This is a genomic window from Magnetospirillum sp. XM-1 (assembly GCF_001511835.1).
In the GTDB taxonomy this organism is placed as follows: domain Bacteria; phylum Pseudomonadota; class Alphaproteobacteria; order Rhodospirillales; family Magnetospirillaceae; genus Phaeospirillum.
Map to the genome: position 1 here is coordinate 4489021 of NZ_LN997848.1, position 14584 is coordinate 4503604.

The 14584-nt window shown below is 66.7% G+C and carries 17 protein-coding genes; 8 read left to right on the top strand and 9 right to left on the bottom strand.

Annotated elements, in window-relative coordinates; genetic code table 11:
• Positions 1 to 89 precede the first annotated feature (89 nt).
• The gene (gcvA, locus tag XM1_RS20520) at positions 90 to 980 is read left to right on the top strand and encodes a transcriptional regulator GcvA (protein WP_068436768.1); all 891 of its coding nucleotides are present in this window, start codon (positions 90 to 92) and stop codon (positions 978 to 980) included.
• A 15-nt stretch (positions 981 to 995) separates the two neighbouring features.
• Here the strand turns inward: gcvA and XM1_RS20525 are convergent, their stop codons facing one another.
• The gene (locus XM1_RS20525) at positions 996 to 1913 is read right to left on the bottom strand and encodes a DnaJ C-terminal domain-containing protein (protein WP_068436769.1); all 918 of its coding nucleotides are present in this window, start codon (positions 1911 to 1913) and stop codon (positions 996 to 998) included.
• Between the two features lie 83 nt (positions 1914 to 1996).
• Positions 1997 to 2470 carry an RT0821/Lpp0805 family surface protein gene (locus XM1_RS20530; RefSeq protein WP_068436771.1) on the bottom strand — a complete coding sequence of 158 codons (474 nt, stop codon included), beginning with the start codon at positions 2468 to 2470 and terminating at the stop codon, positions 1997 to 1999.
• A 100-nt stretch (positions 2471 to 2570) separates the two neighbouring features.
• Between XM1_RS20530 and pdxH the strand changes: the two genes are divergently transcribed.
• On the top strand, positions 2571 to 3158 hold the full coding sequence (gene pdxH / locus XM1_RS20535; RefSeq protein ID WP_068436773.1) for a pyridoxamine 5'-phosphate oxidase: 588 nt from the start codon (positions 2571 to 2573) through the stop codon (positions 3156 to 3158).
• Positions 3155 to 4057 carry a cation diffusion facilitator family transporter gene (locus XM1_RS20540; RefSeq protein ID WP_156428808.1) on the top strand — a complete coding sequence of 301 codons (903 nt, stop codon included), beginning with the start codon at positions 3155 to 3157 and terminating at the stop codon, positions 4055 to 4057. The genes pdxH and XM1_RS20540 overlap by 4 nt, the downstream gene beginning before the upstream one ends.
• A 6-nt stretch (positions 4058 to 4063) precedes the next feature.
• On the opposite strand, the gene XM1_RS20545 is transcribed toward XM1_RS20540, so the two are convergent.
• Positions 4064 to 4636: a YqgE/AlgH family protein gene (locus tag XM1_RS20545; protein WP_068436775.1), complete on the bottom strand. Its 573-nt coding sequence runs from the start codon at positions 4634 to 4636 to the stop codon at positions 4064 to 4066.
• 184 nt (positions 4637 to 4820) lie between these two features.
• A complete protein-coding gene (locus XM1_RS20550; protein ID WP_068436777.1) occupies positions 4821 to 5513 on the bottom strand; it encodes a c-type cytochrome in 693 nt (230 codons plus the stop codon).
• 131 nt (positions 5514 to 5644) lie between these two features.
• Here XM1_RS20550 and XM1_RS20555 point away from each other — a divergent pair, with 131 nt between their 5' ends.
• Positions 5645 to 6565, top strand: a complete 921-nt coding sequence (locus XM1_RS20555; RefSeq protein WP_068436778.1) for an ethylbenzene dehydrogenase-related protein — start codon at positions 5645 to 5647, stop codon at positions 6563 to 6565.
• 28 nt (positions 6566 to 6593) lie between these two features.
• Here XM1_RS20555 and XM1_RS20560 read toward each other — a convergent pair whose 3' ends face one another.
• The 3 genes from XM1_RS20560 to XM1_RS20570 form a co-directional block, all read right to left on the bottom strand.
• A complete protein-coding gene (locus XM1_RS20560) occupies positions 6594 to 6983 on the bottom strand; it encodes a CBS domain-containing protein (RefSeq protein ID WP_068436780.1) in 390 nt (129 codons plus the stop codon).
• Between the two features lie 208 nt (positions 6984 to 7191).
• A complete protein-coding gene (locus XM1_RS20565; protein WP_082700630.1) occupies positions 7192 to 9045 on the bottom strand; it encodes a phosphoenolpyruvate carboxykinase (GTP) in 1854 nt (617 codons plus the stop codon).
• 247 nt (positions 9046 to 9292) lie between these two features.
• Positions 9293 to 10039 carry a HugZ family protein gene (locus tag XM1_RS20570; protein WP_068436782.1) on the bottom strand — a complete coding sequence of 249 codons (747 nt, stop codon included), beginning with the start codon at positions 10037 to 10039 and terminating at the stop codon, positions 9293 to 9295.
• 65 nt (positions 10040 to 10104) lie between these two features.
• On the opposite strand from XM1_RS20570, the gene XM1_RS20575 reads away from it, so the two are divergent.
• The 4 genes from XM1_RS20575 (at position 10105) to XM1_RS20590 (ending at position 13112) form a co-directional block, all read left to right on the top strand.
• Complete coding sequence (locus XM1_RS20575) at positions 10105 to 10728, top strand: copper chaperone PCu(A)C (protein WP_068436784.1); 624 nt, start codon at positions 10105 to 10107, stop codon at positions 10726 to 10728.
• Positions 10729 to 10814: 86 nt separating this feature from the next.
• A complete protein-coding gene (locus XM1_RS20580) occupies positions 10815 to 11306 on the top strand; it encodes a hypothetical protein (protein WP_068436786.1) in 492 nt (163 codons plus the stop codon).
• 127 nt (positions 11307 to 11433) lie between these two features.
• Positions 11434 to 12385, top strand: a protein-coding gene (locus tag XM1_RS23635) for an IS630 family transposase (RefSeq protein WP_156428594.1) whose coding sequence is annotated in 2 segments (ribosomal slippage) — positions 11434 to 11771 and positions 11770 to 12385 — 954 coding nt in all. Because the reading frame shifts where the segments join, the coding sequence is not laid out codon by codon here.
• Between the two features lie 334 nt (positions 12386 to 12719).
• Complete coding sequence (locus XM1_RS20590; protein ID WP_068436790.1) at positions 12720 to 13112, top strand: helix-turn-helix domain-containing protein; 393 nt, start codon at positions 12720 to 12722, stop codon at positions 13110 to 13112.
• On the opposite strand, the gene queG is transcribed toward XM1_RS20590, so the two are convergent.
• Together queG and queF are read right to left on the bottom strand one after the other, a co-directional pair.
• Positions 13077 to 14132 carry a tRNA epoxyqueuosine(34) reductase QueG gene (gene queG, locus XM1_RS20595; protein WP_068436793.1) on the bottom strand — a complete coding sequence of 352 codons (1056 nt, stop codon included), beginning with the start codon at positions 14130 to 14132 and terminating at the stop codon, positions 13077 to 13079. The genes XM1_RS20590 and queG overlap by 36 nt on opposite strands.
• On the bottom strand, positions 14129 to 14584 hold the full coding sequence (gene queF, locus XM1_RS20600) for a preQ(1) synthase (RefSeq protein ID WP_068436795.1): 456 nt from the start codon (positions 14582 to 14584) through the stop codon (positions 14129 to 14131). The genes queG and queF overlap by 4 nt, the downstream gene beginning before the upstream one ends.

Below are 14584 nucleotides of genomic sequence, written 5' to 3' on the forward strand. Positions count from 1 at the left end.
GATGGACTAATCCATGCCTCGACGATACGCTTTGGAAATACTTGGCTTCAAACGAGCTTTTCTCGCCTTCGGGTTAAGGAAAACTAACGATGCGCCGCCGCCTGCCCCCGCTTCGCGCCCTGCATGCCTTCGAGGCGGCCGCCCGCCACCTGTCCTTTGCGCGGGCCGCCGACGAACTGGGGGTCACCCCGGCCGCCATCAGCCAGCAGATCAAGCAGCTGGAAGACATCCTGGGGGTGTCGCTGTTCCATCGCGGCGCCCGGCTGTCGCTCACCCGCGCCGCCGCCCTGGCCGCGCCGGAGTTCAACGACGCCTTCGACCGGTTGGCTACGGCGGTGGGGCGGCTGGCCCCTAACGGCCCGGCCCGGCCGCTGGTGGTCTCGGCGCCGCCCACCTTCGCGGCCCGCTGGCTGGTGCCGCGCCTGACCCGTTTCCAGGAAGCCCATCCCGCCATCGACCTGCACCTGTCGGCGACCACCCGGCTGGTGGACCTGGACCGCGAGGGGGTGGACGTGGCCATCCGCTACGGCCCCGGCCGCTATCCCGGCCTGCTGGTGGAGCGTCTGCGCCTGGAGGAGGTGGTGGCGGTGGCCGCGCCCCGCCTGGCGGCCAATCTGAGCGAATTGCCCGACCTGGCCCGCACCACCTTGCTGGTCAACGAATTCATGGGATGGGACTCCGACTTCCCCACCTGGCCGGGCTGGCTGGCCGAAATGGGGGTGGCCCCCGAAGAACAGCTGAAGCTGCGCCCCTTCGGCGACGCCTCGCTGGTGGTGGAAGCCGCCCTGGCCGGGCTGGGCGCCGCCCTGGTCTGGCGCACCCTGGTGGGAGACGAACTGGCCACCGGCCGGCTGGTGGCCCTGTTCCCGGGCCGCCCGCTGGCCAGCGCCTATCATCTGGTCTGCCAGCCCGACCGGGCCGAATCCCTAGCCATCCGCGCCTTCCGGGACTGGGTCAAGGCCGAGGTCGTCACCTCGTAGAGGACGAGAGGAGCGTCAGACGATCCCCGCCTTGGCGCGCGGATCATACCCATGACGCGGCCCCCACTTTTCCACCAGGGCGCGGAAATCGGCGTCTTCGGGCAGCACCACCGACAGGGTGACCAGCTGGTCGCCGCGGGTTCCATGGGGGCCGGCGATGCCCTTGCCCTTGAGGCGCAGCACCGCACCGCTGTTGGAGCCGGGCGGCACCGTCACCATCACCTTGCCGTCGATGGTGGGCACCGGCACCTTGCCGCCCAGCACCGCTTCTTGCACCGTCACCGGCAGGTCGAGCAGCACGTCCAGCTCGCGGCGCTTGAAATGGGAATGCTCTTCCACCTTCAGCTCGATGAAGGCGTCGCCGGGGATCGCCCCGTCGTCGGCGCCGTGGCCCTGGCCCTTGAGCCTGAGCGTCTGGCCGTCGGTGCTGCCCGGCGGAATGCGCACCTCGACGGTGCGGCCCGACATCAGGGTCACCCGCTTGGTTCCCCCGGCGGCCGCGTCGAGGAAGGAAATGGTCAGGGTATGGCGGACGTCGCCGCCCCGGGTCTTAGCCCTGGCCTGGGCCTTGGCCTGATCCTGGCCCTTCTGCTTGCGGCGGAACAGCTCGGCCAGGATGTCGTCGACGTTCTCGCCGAAGCCGCCGAAGCCGCCCCCCGCCCCCGCGCCGGGACGAGCGCCCGAGCGAGAGCGCCACGCGCCACGCTTCGGCGTGCCGGAGGCGTCGATCTCGCCTGCGTCGAACTGGGCGCGCTTGGTGGTATCGGACAGGAAGTCGTAGGCCGCCGAGATGTCCTTGAACCGCGATTCCGCCTTGGAATCGCCCGGGTTCAGGTCGGGGTGAAGCTCGCGCGCCAGGGCGCGGTAGGCCTTCTTGATCTCGTCGTCGGAAGCGGTGCGGGCCACGCCCAGCACCAGATAGGGATCCTTCACCGCGTCATCATCCCGGCTGCAATGAAAAAAGGCGGCATCGCCAACCCGTGACCATGCCGCCCTTTCGGTTAAGGAACTATGAGTTAGTTCACCGCGCTCCACGAGCCGTCGGGCTGCTTGCAGGCGGTCCCCTGGACCACCTCCTCCTTGCCGTCGACGCTGATGGTGGACTTGAAGTCGCGGCAGATCCGGCCCTGGGCGTCCTTGCTTTCGCTCACCGGGGTGACCGTGCCGGACTTGCCCGAATCGGGATTGCTCCACGCCACCGTCTCGCCCACCGGGGCGGTGCTGGCCTTCTCCTCGGCCTTCATCACCTCTTCCTTGTCGGCCTTGTCCAGCGTCTTGCCCAGTTCCGAGCCGGCATAGGCGCCCAGCGCCGCGCCCAGCGAGGTCATCAGCACCCGGCCGATGCCGCCGCCGAACTGCGAGCCCAGCAGGCCGCCGCCCACGCCGCCCAGGATGACGCCGGTGGTCTGGCCGACCTTGGCATTCTCGCAAGCACCCAGCAGCGACACGGCGAGAAGGACGGAAACGATCTTGGGAGCGTGGCTGCGCATGGCTGTCTCATTGAAAAGGGGGTATGCGAGGAAACGTCTACCATATGGCTCTGAATCTGGGCATTTTGAGGGCGATGCGTCAACACCTGCGGTAGAAGCGATGTCAGCACCCGAAGCCGATCCCCTGGTCCTGTTCCACAAATGGATGGAAGAGGCCGAGCGGTCCGAGCCCAACGACCCCAACGCCATGGCGTTGGCCACCGCCGACGCGCTGGGGCGGCCCAGCGTGCGCATGGTGCTGCTGAAGGGCGTCGATCCCGCCGGCTTCGTGTTCTACACCAACCTGGAAAGCCGCAAGGGCCAGGAACTGGCGGCCAATCCCCACGCCGCGCTGTGCATCCACTGGAAAAGCCTGCGCCGCCAGATCCGCGCCGAGGGCGACATCACCCCGGTTTCGGACGAAGAGGCCGACGCCTATTTCGCCAGCCGGGCGCGGGCCAGCCAGATCGGCGCCTGGGCCTCCATCCAGTCGCGCCCGCTCAACGGCCGCTTCGAGCTGGAAAAGCGGGTGGGCGAGTTCGCCGCCAAGTTCGGCCTGGGCAAGGTGCCGCGCCCGCCCCACTGGTCCGGCTTCCGCCTGGCGCCCCGGCGCATCGAGTTCTGGCAGGACCGGCCGTTCCGCCTGCACGACCGCTTCGACTATGTGCGCGACGGCGATGGCTGGCGTCTGGAGCATCTCTATCCATGAGCACTTCGAGCGATCATGGCCGCCTGATGCGGCTGGCGACCTATGCCTCCACCGGCACCGCCGCGCTGCTGATCGCCGTCAAGCTGGTGGCCTGGGTCGCCACCGGCTCGGTGGCGCTGCTGTCCACCCTGATCGATTCCACCCTGGATCTGGCCGCCTCGGCGCTGAACCTGATGGCGGTGCGCCATGCATTGGTGCCGGCCGACGACGACCACCGCTTCGGCCACGGTAAGGCCGAGGCCCTGGCCGGATTGGGCCAGGCGGCCTTCGTGGTCGGCTCGGGGGCCTTCCTGCTGGCCGAGGCCGGCAGCCGCGTGGTCCACCCCCAGCCCGTCAATCACGGCGAATGGGGCATCGCGGTGATGGTGTTCTCCATCCTGGCCACCCTGGCCCTGGTGTGGTTCCAGCGCATGGTGGCCAGACGCACCAACTCGCTGGCCATTTCCGCCGATTCGCTGCACTACACCGGCGACCTGCTGATCAACGCCAGCGTCATCGTCTCGCTGCTGCTGGCGGCGGGCACCGGCTGGCCGCTGGCCGATCCGCTGTTCGCCATCGGCATCGCCGGCTGGCTGATGATCAACGCCTGGCAGATCTTCCGCCTGTCGCTGGACACCCTGATGGACAAGGAACTCCCCGAGGCCGACCGCGAGCGCATCCGCGCCATCGTCGCGGGCCATCCCGGCGTGCTGGACCATCACGACCTGCGCACCCGCACCTCGGGCCGCCAGGGCTTCATCCAGTTTCACCTGGAACTGCCGGGCGATCTTCCCCTGGTCGACGCGCACCGCATCTCGGACGACGTGGAAAAGGCCCTGCTGGCCGAATTCCCCGGCTTCGACGTGATCATCCACGAGGACCCGGCGGGAATCCGCGAAAGCCGGACGGAGTTCAAGTAGAAGGGGTCAGGCGTGGCCGGCGTCGGACGACAGCAGGCCCATGTCGATGCCCAGCTTGTGGATGGCCTGCTCGTATTTGTGCTCGAGATCGCGGCTGAACAGCAGGGCCGGGTCGGCGGGCACGGTCAGCCAGGCGTTCTCGCGGATTTCCGAATCCAGCTGTCCCGACCCCCAGCCGGCATAGCCCAGCGCCAGCAGGCTTTCACGCGGGCCGGTGCCGTCGGCCATGGCGCGCAGCACGTCCACCGTGGCGGTCAGCGCCACGTCGCCCTCGACGATCATGGTGTTCTCGTGCAGGTAGTCGGCGGAATGCAGCACGAAGCCGCGCCCGCTTTCCACCGGCCCGCCGAAATGAATGCGGATCTCGTCGCAGACCGGAGTGGGGGGAATGTCCAGCTGCTCCAGCAATTGCGGGAAGGTCAGCCCGCCGAACAGCTTGTTGACGACGATGCCCATGGCTCCATCGGCGTTATGGGCGCACAGATAGACGATGGCGCGCGCGAAGCGCGGGTCCTCCATCTGGGGCATGGCGATGAGAAGCTGGCCGGCCAGATAGCCGGAGGTCTGCTGTGTAGTCATATCTCTCAGATATTCTGGAGACGCTCCAAACGCAAGCCCGCTCGTATCAGCCGGCTGCTCAATAAATCGAGCAGCCTTTAAGTCCCTCAATCGCCGGGCGCTCCGCTTGGCTCTCGCGGTATAAGCCGCGGCGCGCCTTGCGCTTGCCGCAGTTCCGATGCCTTGTCATCGGAACTGCGGAACGTCAGTCCTGCAAGCTGGACAGGAAGGCCCAGAGGTTCTTCCAGTCCTCGGGCGTCTTGGCCTTCATGATCTCGATGTCGTCATGCTGGCGCTTGCCCGACAGGAAGCTGTCCACCTGGGTCTTGAGGTAGCCGATGTGCTGGGGCGCGATGGACGGCTTCTTCAGGCGGCCCTGGCCCTTGTTGCCGTGGCAGGGGCCGCAATCGGCGGCATAGAACGCCTTGCCCGCCTCGACGTCGCCCGGCTCGCGCGGGATCTGCAGCACCTTCTTCATGATCTGCAGGCGGGCATAGCCGTCGGCGGGCATGTTGGCCGGGGGCTTGGTCTCCAGCTTGACCTCGGACAGGAAGCGGGTAACGTCCAGCACGTCGCGCTCGGACAGCTCGCGGTCCACGGCGAAGGGGATCATGGGGATGTTCTCGCGCTCGCGGCTCTTGAACTTGCGCATCTGCTCGGCCAGGTAATCGGCGTTCAGGCCGCCCAGGCGGGGATAGGCGCCGCCGCCGCCGCCGTTGCCCAGCTCGCCGTGGCAGCCGGCGCAGATGCGCATGACGTCCTGGGCGTTGTCCTTGTCGTAGACGTAGGGCTCGCCCTTGATCATGATCGGCGCCTGCTGGGCCTGGGCGGTACCGAGGGACGCGACCAGTCCGGCCAGCACCAACGCCGCCAATCCCTTGCCGAAACCGATCCTCATCGCCCATCCTCCGAAACCATGCCGATGTGGCACTGGTTACGTGCGCCAACGTCGCTTTGCATTGAGCAAGGTCAAGTCATCGCCCTTCGCCCTGTGGTTAGGTCCCCTCCCCGTTTCCAAGGAAGACCGCCATGAACCGTACCGCGCTCGCCACCCTGATGGTTTTCGCCACCACCCCCGCCCTGGCCCTGGACTGGGGCAGCGTTCCGGCCAAGGAGGTGGCGCTGTTCTACCCCGGCCAGTCGTCGCTGGAATGGGTTCTGTCGGGCGACCACGGTGGCGCGCCCAAGGTGAAGAACGGCAAGGCCTGCAAGGAATGCCACCTGAGCGAGGAAAAGGACATGGGCGCCACCCTGGTGAACGGCTCCAAGAACGAGCCCGCCCCCATCGCGGCCAAGCCGGCCTTCATCCCGGCCATGGTCAAGGTCGCCCAGGAGGGCGGCAAGCTGCACGTCCGCCTGGAGTTCAAGGAGGGCGCCCAGCCCAATTCCAAGATGGACCCGGACTTCGCCACCAAGGTCACCATGATGCTCGACGACGGCAAGCTGCCCGAGGCCGCCCAGGCCGGCTGCTGGGGCACCTGCCATGAGGACGCCGCCAAGATGCCGGCCGGCGGCGCGGGCGAGCGCACCAAGTACCTGAACCGCACCCGCGCCAAGCCCGGCCGCCAGGGTGCCGGCGACGAGCTGGTGGCCGCCGCCGAGCTGGAGAAGATGCAGGCCTCCGGCCAGCTGATGGAATACTGGCAGGCCCGCATCAAGCCCGGCGCTGCGGCCGTGGCGGCCGGCGGCACCATCTTCGACAAGCGGGTCGAGGTGAAGAACGCTCCCGTCACCGCCGAGGCCACCCAGGCCGGCGACACCTGGACGGTGACGCTGTCGCGCCCGCTGGCGGCCCCGGCGCCATTCAAGGCCATCGAGGCGGGCAAGACCTACAATGTGGGCTTCGCCATCCATGCCGGCCACACGGCGCGGCGCTTCCACTATGTGTCGCTCGAGCACTCGCTGGTGCTCGACAAGGGCGACGCCGACCTGATCGCGGTGAAGAAGTAGCCCTTGGCCGGACCCCAAGCGGGGCGCCTCAGGCGCTCCGCTTGGCGGCCTTGACCAGGTCGCCGATGGAGACCAGGCCCTGCACCTCGCCGTCCCTGACCACGGGGATGTGGCGGCAGCGGGTCTCGGTCATGATCTCGAGGATTTCATCGACGCTGTCGGTGGCGGCGCAGGCGACCACGTCGCGGGACATGGCGTCCCCCACCGAGAGCGCGATCATGTCGGCGCCCATGCGGGCGAAGGCGCGGGCGACATCGCGCTCGGACAGGATGCCGACGATGCCGCCGCCCCCATCGGAACAGATCACCGCGCCGATGTTCTTTTCCAGCAGCAGGGAGGCCGCTTCGCGCAGCGAGGCCCCCGGCGAGATCTCATAGATCTTGTGCCCCTTGTAGGCCAATACCTCGGAAATCAGCATGGTCCATCCCTTCCGCAAGCCAGACGCTTCCCGCGGGCCAGAGATAACAGCCCAATACGAATGGATTATCCTAAGATAAGTAATAGAGCTTATCCGGGTTAACAACAACCTGCAAACGCCCCTTCGGGGGGAACCCGGCGGCCGAACAGCAAAAATCCCCGCCCGTTTCCGGGCGGGGATCCTTGAAACTCCCGAACGGTCAGACCGCTCAGATTTCCTCGCTGGCCATCTCCCACACGGCGGGAGCGCGCCACAGGCGCGACTTCAGCAGCTCGCGCTCGAACAGCATTTCCTTCGGCACGCGGTCCAGGAACTTGTCGAACAGCTCTTCCTGGCTGCGGGCGTCGGCGACGCCGGCCTCGCGGTCGATGCGCATCAGCTGCTTGAAGGTGTCGCGCGAGAAGTCGAGGCCCTTCCACTCCAGGTCCTCGTACTGGGGTACCAGGCCGATGGGCGACTCGACGGCCTTGGCCTTGCCGGCGACGCGGTCGACGATCCACTTCAGGACGCGCATGTTCTGGCCGTAGCCCGGCCACATGAACTTGCGGTTGTCGTCACGCAGGAACCAGTTGACGCGGAAGATCGGCGGCGGGTTCTTCACCTTACGGCCCATGTTGAGCCAGTGGTTGAAGTAATCGGCCATGTTGTAGCCGCAGAACGGCAGCATGGCGAAGGGGTCGCGGCGGATGGCGGCCTGGCCGACGGCGGCGGCGGTGGCCTCCGAACCCATGGTGGCGCCGAGATAGACGCCGTGGGCCCAGTTGAAGGACTGCACCACCAGCGGCGCGTTCTTGGACAGGCGGCCGCCGACGATGAAGGCGGAGATGGGCACGCCGGCCGGGTTCTCCCAATCGGGATCGACGCTGGGGCACTGGCCCACGGGCGCGGTGAAGCGCGCGTTGGGGTGCGCCGCCGGAGCCTCGGAAGCCGGGGTCCAGTCGTTGCCCTTCCAGTCGATCAGATGGGCCGGAGCCTCGTCGGTCAGGCCTTCCCACCACACGTCGCCGTCATCGGTCATGGCGACGTTGGTGAAGATGGAGTTCTTGGCGCAAGCCGCAATGGCCGACGGGTTGGTGGCGGCACCGGTGCCGGGCGCCACGCCGAAGAAGCCGGCTTCCGGGTTGATGGCGTAGAACTTGCCGTCGGGGCCGGGCTTGATCCAGGCGATGTCGTCGCCGACCGTCCAGATCTTCCAGCCCTCGAAGCCCTTGGGCGGAACCAGCATGGCGAAGTTGGTCTTGCCGCAGGCAGACGGGAAGGCGGCGGCCACGTAGGTCTTCTCGCCCTGGGGGTTCTCGACGCCGACGATCAGCATGTGCTCGGCCAGCCAGCCCTCGTCGCGGGCCATGGCCGACGCGATGCGCAGCGCGAAGCACTTCTTGCCCAGCAGCGCGTTGCCGCCGTAGCCCGAGCCGTACGACCAGATCTGCCGGTCCTCGGGGAAGTGGGAGATGGTGATGTTGTCGGGGTTGCAGGGCCAGGGAACGTCCGTGGCGCCATCGGCCAGCGGCGCGCCCACCGAATGCAGGCACTGCACGAAGTCGCCCTCGGCGCCCAGGATGTCCAGCACTGGCTGGCCCATGCGGGTCATGATGCGCATGTTGGCGGCGGCATAGGCGGAATCGGTGATCTGCACGCCGATATGGGCGATGTTCGAGCCCAGCGGCCCCATGGAGAACGGCACCACATACATGGTGCGGCCCTTCATGCAGCCCTCATAGAGCTTGGTCATGCGGGCCTTCATCTCGCGCGGCTCGACCCAGTTGTTGGTGGGGCCGGCATCGTTCTTGTTGTGCGAGCAGATGAAGGTGCGGTCCTCGACGCGCGCCACGTCGCGGGGGTCGGAGCGGCAGAGGTAGGACCCGGGACGCAGCTTCTCGTTCAGCTTGATCATGGTGCCGCCGGCGACCATCATCTCGCACAGGGCATCGTATTCCTTCTGGGAGCCGTCGCAGATGTGGATGCCGGAGGGACGGCACAGACGCGCCATCTCGTCGATCCACGCCAGCAATTTGGCGTTCATGGTGGTCCCGCCAGGAATACCGCTCTTGGTCATTTCCATCCTACTCCGTTGAAGACCGGAGGCTTCGGCCCACCCGCCGCCCGTGGGGGACGATACCCCCCGGATGGATCGGGCCTTCCTTGGACCGGCCGCCGGTCAGGCGCTTTTTGACGATTGCGCCACCGCCGCGAAAGAGGACGCGAAGATAGCCGCCCGACGTCCCCGGAGCAATGCTCTTGGTGCGAAAACTTCATGCATTCTTAAGAAAGCTGGGTTGAAAGCGATACAGGGCATCGCCTTGCCTGCGTCAGGTTGATTGGCTTGCCACAAGGCTTTGCAGGCAGGAAAGCGCCGAACGCTCTGCGGCCGGCGGCTGTTCGAAGGCCAGTCGGAGCACCGACTCGCCCGCCTCCAGCTCGCAGCCGTCGGGGTCGATTCCCACCAGCCGCCAACCGGAGGACGGCTCGCCGCCGCCCCGCCTCGCCAGAGCGTCGAGCAGGTCCGGATGGGAATCGTTGATCTCGGCCAGGGCGGACTCTTCGGCCCCGACCATGAAGGCCGTCTCCTCGGGCGCCACCAGCGGCGCGTCGAACCACACGGCGCGGCCGAAGCCGCCGACGAAATGGGCCCGCTCGACATTCATGCGCCAGATGGCGAAATCGCCGAAACCGGCATAGAGCGAGGCGCCGGGATGGCGGGCGAGAAAGCGGCGGCGCAGCCGGGGGTCGGCATCCTCGGCCACGCTTCCGGTCAGGGTGACGCGCGGGCCGGTCTGGGGATTGGCGTAGCCGTCGGTGCCGTCGAGCAGCAGCGCGGCGCGGCTGTCGGCCAGAAGGTTGCGGGTATGGTCGGCGAGGCGCGACAACAGCAGGATCGGCGACAGGTCATGGTCGAAAGCCAGCGCCACCAGCGAGACGTAGGGGCGCCCCCCCTGATCGCCGGCCTGGCTGGTGGCCAGCGCCGCCTTGCGGGCCGCCCGCGTGACCCGGCGCAGCGCCGTCCGGTTGTTGCCGGGCAGCGTCGCCGCCGCCGTTCCTTCGGATCTTTCGTTCATTGCTTTCCCCGTTGCCCCGGAGTTCAATGACGCCATCTTGCGCCCATCCATGGAGATCATCGCAGATGAAAATCGTTCTGGGAATCGCCGTCGCCCTGGCGCTTGGCTGGAACTCCGTGGCCGGCGCCGCCGAAGGCAGCGTGCGCGCCGCCGATCCTTGGGCGCGGGCCACCGGCCCGGACACCAAGGTCGGCATGGTCTTCATCACCCTGACCAACACCGCCGCCGGACCCGACCGCCTGGTTTCGGCCACCACCCCGACGGCCGCCAAGGTGGAGTTCCACCGCCACGTCCATGCCGACGGGGTCATGAAGATGCAGCAGCAGAGCGCCATCGACCTGCCGCCGGGAAGTCCGGTGCGCTTCGCGCCGGGCGGCCTGCACGTGATGCTGGACGGCCTCAAGGCCCGCCTCGTCGCCGGGCAAAGCTTCCCCCTGACGCTGACCTTCGCCGCCTCGGCACCGGTCACCGTTCCGGTGGCGGTGGTCGCCCAGGGAGCGCCGCCGCCCGGCGCGGCCCAGCCGGGCCCGGCCATGCCCGGCCAGCCCATGCAAGGCGATCACGCCCACGACCCCGCCATGCACGAGCAGCACATGCAGGACCCGGCCTACCGCTCCATGCATGAAGAACACATGAGGGACCCCGACCACCGCGCCATGCACGAGCGCATGCACGGGACGGCAAAATAGTTTCCGTACCGGGACTCCACCCGATTGCGGAAATCCCACGCCCGAAGCTATTATCGATTTCTTAACTCTTGGGCGGAGCCTTTTCCTTGTCCATCGGCGCCATCACCGGCTCGGGCAGCACAGCCAACCTGATCGACGCGATCAAGGCTTTGCGCGCCGGCGCCGTGGCGGCCAGCCAGGCGGTCAACAACCAGCTGGACCCGCGCGACTACGCCGAGGTCGAGGAGCAGCAATCCTCGGCCCGGCAGCAAGCCGCCCAGGCCCAGTCCGAACAGCGCCGCCAGACGCTCGACACCGAGCGCCAGAACCAGGACCAGCAATCCGGTTCCCGCCCCTCCTCCGCCTACCTGACCCAGGCCCTGGCCCAGGAGCAGGAGCAAAACCGCACGTCCGAAACCTCGGCGCAGTCCCCGTCGGCGACGGCCGGCAGCGCCGCCTACGCCAACGCGGCCTATGCCGACGCGGCGGAACGGGCCTCGACCCTGTCGGGACGCGACCGCGGCCGCGGCGTGGAATTCGAGGTTCTGTCGCCCAACCCCTCCGCCGCCTCGGGCCGGGGCGTGGATCTGAGCGTCTAGATTGGGCCTAGCCCAATCGGAACAGCGCCCCTTCCATTCGCACTAGAGCGGTTCGCGATCTAACGGAATCGCAGGGGATTCACAGGCGCGGCTAATCGTGATTCACTTCCTGTGGAGGTGGCCCACGATGACTCGACCTTTATCCGTAGATCTGCGCGACCGTGTTGCGCGATATGTTCTGGCTGGCCATTCGCGCCGACAGGCGGCCAGTGTCTTCAATATCTCGGTGAGCTCGGCGGTACGCTATGTGGCGCAATATCTGTCGAGTGGGACGGTGGCGCCAAAGCGGCAAGGCGGTGATCGGCGCAGTAAATTGGGCGACCATCGGGCCTATGTGCTGCTGCGTGTTAAGCAGGTTCCGGATATCTCGCTGGCCGATTTAACCAAAGAACTGGCCGAGCGGGGCGTTCAAATCCATCTTTCCAACCTTGCCCGGTTTCTCCGGGCACAGGGGCTGACCTATAAAAAAAACTTTGGTCGCGTCCGAGCAGATGAGGCCGGACGTCCGGTTGCTGCGCGAGGAGTGGATTAAAGGCCGCCAACCGCTGATGCGGCGTCAGGCCCATCGCCTGGTGTTCCTCGACGAGACCGGAACCAATACCAAAATGACCCGTCTGCGGGGCCGCTCACCCAAAGGGGCGCGGTTGAAAGCCGCTGTGCCCTTCGGACATTGGAAGACGGAAACATTCATCGCCGGGCTGCGTCATGATGGCTTGGTGGCGCCCTTTGTCATCAATTGCCCGATGAACCGGAAGATGTTCGAGGCCTATATCGAGACCCAACTGGCCCCAACCCTGGAGCCGGGCGACGTCGTGATCCTCGACAATCTCTCAGCTCACAAAAGTCCTCGGGCAGAACGGATCATCCAAGATCGTGGTGCCTTCATGCTGTTCTTGCCGCCGTATTCCCCCGACCTCAATCCCATCGAAATGGCCTTCTCGAAGCTCAAGGCACACCTCAGAAAAACGGCTGCCAGGACCATTCAGGACCTATGGGACGCCATCGGCCGAATCTGCGATCTCTACGAACCTCAAGAGTGCCGAAATTTCTTCAAGGCTGCCGGATATGAACCAGTGTGATCGCGAATTGCTCTAATTGGCCGGGCGCCCCTGGTGCCCGCCTGTGGCCGTCGCCATATGTAATTTCCGAAGAAAACGCCTCCGAATAAAGGAGAACGCCCCCCGCAATCCGGAGCGGGAACGCCCCGGTTGCATTGTCTTCGAACATATTTACACAGTAAATTAAATACACATTCTAGAATCCTTAAATACATCTTTCGGGTTTCCGATACTTGCCTAGTTTCGGGTTGCTTGCCTTACCAATTCCGACTATGCACGGGGAAGGGTAGCCATGCCTGATACAGCGAAGCAGTCGCGACTTCATCGCGGTTTAACAAGAGATCAATTAGACACTATGCCGACAACTGCCGGGGCCAAGCCTGCCCGCCCCATGAATCGGGCCAACGACACCGACAAGCATGTGGGTAGCCGCATTCGCGAACGCCGCATCATGCTCGGTCTGTCGCAACAGCAGATGGCCGACCTGATCGGGGTGACCTATCAGCAGGCCCACAAGTACGAACGCGGCATCAACCGCATCTCGGCCGGGCGCCTGTTCGAGATCGCCCAGGTTCTGGGCGTTCCCGTCGGCTTCTTCTACGAAGGGCTGGAAAACCGGCGCGGCAGCGATCTCTCGGCCCGCCAGCGCATGTGCCTGGAACTGGCCCGCAACTTCACGTCCATCACCAACGAACGCCACCAGGAAGCCCTGTCACAGCTTGCCCGGGCCCTGGCGTCCGAGGACTGACAAGGCCCAACGGGCCGCATCGCGGATGAGCGGCGACGGATCATCGCGTCGCCGCTCCGCCTCGCTTCCCAGATCATCGCGACCGCTGTTGCCGACAGCGATCATCACCCCGGCCATGAACCGCTCGTAACCGGCCCGCTTGACCGGGGACGCGGTGAACACCTCGCGGAATGCCGCCTCGTCCAGCCGGGCCAGATCGGCCAGTTTCGGCGCCGTCAGCTCGACGCGGGGCAGGAAGTCGGGCTCGCGGGTGGGCGGGGCGAACTTGTTCCACGGACACGCCGCCATGCAATCGTCGCAGCCGTAGAGACGGTTGCCCAGGCCGGGGCGCAGCTCCTCGGGCACCGGGCTCTTGCTCTCGATGGTCAGGTACGAGATGCAGCGCCGGGCGTCGATGCGTCCCTCGCCGTCCAGGGCCTGGGTCGGGCAGGCCTCGACGCAAGCCCGGCACGAACCGCAATGATCGGTCTCGGGCGGGTCGGGCTCGATCTCCAGGGTGGTGAACACCTCGGCCAGGAACAGCCACGAGCCGAAACGCCTGGACACGATGTTGGTGTGCCGCCCGCGCCAGCCCAGCCCGCCTTGGGCCGCCAGCGGCTTTTCCATCACCGGGGCGGTGTCGACGAAGACCTTCAATTCGCAGCCCCAGCGCTCCGCCATCCAGCGGCCCAGTGCCTTCAGGCGCCGCTTGACCAGATCGTGGTAGTCGCGGTTGCGGGCATAGACGCTGACATTGCCGCGCTCGGGCATGCGGGTGAGCTTCAAGGGATCGCCGGCGGGCGCGTAATTGGTGCCCAGCACGATCACGGATCGGGCCTCGGGCCACAGGACCTGCGGATCGGCACGGCGCTCCGCCGTCTCGGCCATCCATTCCATGTCGCCGTGGCGGCCCTCGGCCACATAGGTTTCGAGACAGGCCTTCCACTCGGGCAAGGCTTGGGCGCGGGCGAAACCCACGTCGGAAAAGCCCAGCTCAAGGGCCTTGGCGCGAATAGCGGCTTTGATGTCCGCCCCGGTCATCCCCGGCCGCGATAGCCGGCCACGCCCTGGTCGGGCAGCCACAGGCCCTCGGGCGCCGGGCCGGTCTGCCAGAACACGTCGATGGGAATGCCGCCGCGGGGATACCAATAGCCGCCGATGCGCAGCCATTTCGGCTGACAGGCCGCCACCAGCCGCTTGGCGATGGCGATGGTGCAATCCTCGTGGAACGCGCCGTGATTGCGGAACGAGCCCAGAAACAGCTTCAAGGACTTGCTTTCCACCAGCGCGCCCTCGGGCGCGTAGTCGATGACCAGCTGGGCGAAATCGGGCTGGCCGGTGATGGGGCACAGCGAGGTGAATTCCGGCGCGGTGAAGCGCACCAGATACAGCGTGTCCGGATGGGGATTGGGCACCGTCTCCAGCACCGCCTTGTCGGGGCTTTCGGGCAGCGCCGCCGCCTGCCCCAACTGGGTGAGGTTCAGGTCGCTCAT

What these genes read in the sequence shown, in the direction of transcription:
- queF (WP_068436795.1), bottom strand. Translation starts at nt 14,584, where the DNA reads ATGAGCGACCTGAACCTCACCCAGTTGGGGCAGGCGGCGGCGCTGCCC.
- XM1_RS20545 (WP_068436775.1), bottom strand. Translation starts at nt 4,636, where the DNA reads ATGACTACACAGCAGACCTCCGGCTATCTGGCCGGCCAGCTTCTCATC.
- XM1_RS20570 (WP_068436782.1), bottom strand. Translation starts at nt 10,039, where the DNA reads ATGAACGAAAGATCCGAAGGAACGGCGGCGGCGACGCTGCCCGGCAAC.
- XM1_RS20540 (WP_156428808.1), top strand. Translation starts at nt 3,155, where the DNA reads ATGAGCACTTCGAGCGATCATGGCCGCCTGATGCGGCTGGCGACCTAT.
- XM1_RS20575 (WP_068436784.1), top strand. Translation starts at nt 10,105, where the DNA reads ATGAAAATCGTTCTGGGAATCGCCGTCGCCCTGGCGCTTGGCTGGAAC.
- queG (WP_068436793.1), bottom strand. Translation starts at nt 14,132, where the DNA reads ATGACCGGGGCGGACATCAAAGCCGCTATTCGCGCCAAGGCCCTTGAG.
- XM1_RS20560 (WP_068436780.1), bottom strand. Translation starts at nt 6,983, where the DNA reads ATGCTGATTTCCGAGGTATTGGCCTACAAGGGGCACAAGATCTATGAG.
- XM1_RS20550 (WP_068436777.1), bottom strand. Translation starts at nt 5,513, where the DNA reads ATGAGGATCGGTTTCGGCAAGGGATTGGCGGCGTTGGTGCTGGCCGGA.
- XM1_RS20555 (WP_068436778.1), top strand. Translation starts at nt 5,645, where the DNA reads ATGAACCGTACCGCGCTCGCCACCCTGATGGTTTTCGCCACCACCCCC.
- XM1_RS20590 (WP_068436790.1), top strand. Translation starts at nt 12,720, where the DNA reads ATGCCGACAACTGCCGGGGCCAAGCCTGCCCGCCCCATGAATCGGGCC.
- XM1_RS20530 (WP_068436771.1), bottom strand. Translation starts at nt 2,470, where the DNA reads ATGCGCAGCCACGCTCCCAAGATCGTTTCCGTCCTTCTCGCCGTGTCG.
- pdxH (WP_068436773.1), top strand. Translation starts at nt 2,571, where the DNA reads ATGTCAGCACCCGAAGCCGATCCCCTGGTCCTGTTCCACAAATGGATG.
- gcvA (WP_068436768.1), top strand. Translation starts at nt 90, where the DNA reads ATGCGCCGCCGCCTGCCCCCGCTTCGCGCCCTGCATGCCTTCGAGGCG.
- XM1_RS20565 (WP_082700630.1), bottom strand. Translation starts at nt 9,045, where the DNA reads ATGGAAATGACCAAGAGCGGTATTCCTGGCGGGACCACCATGAACGCC.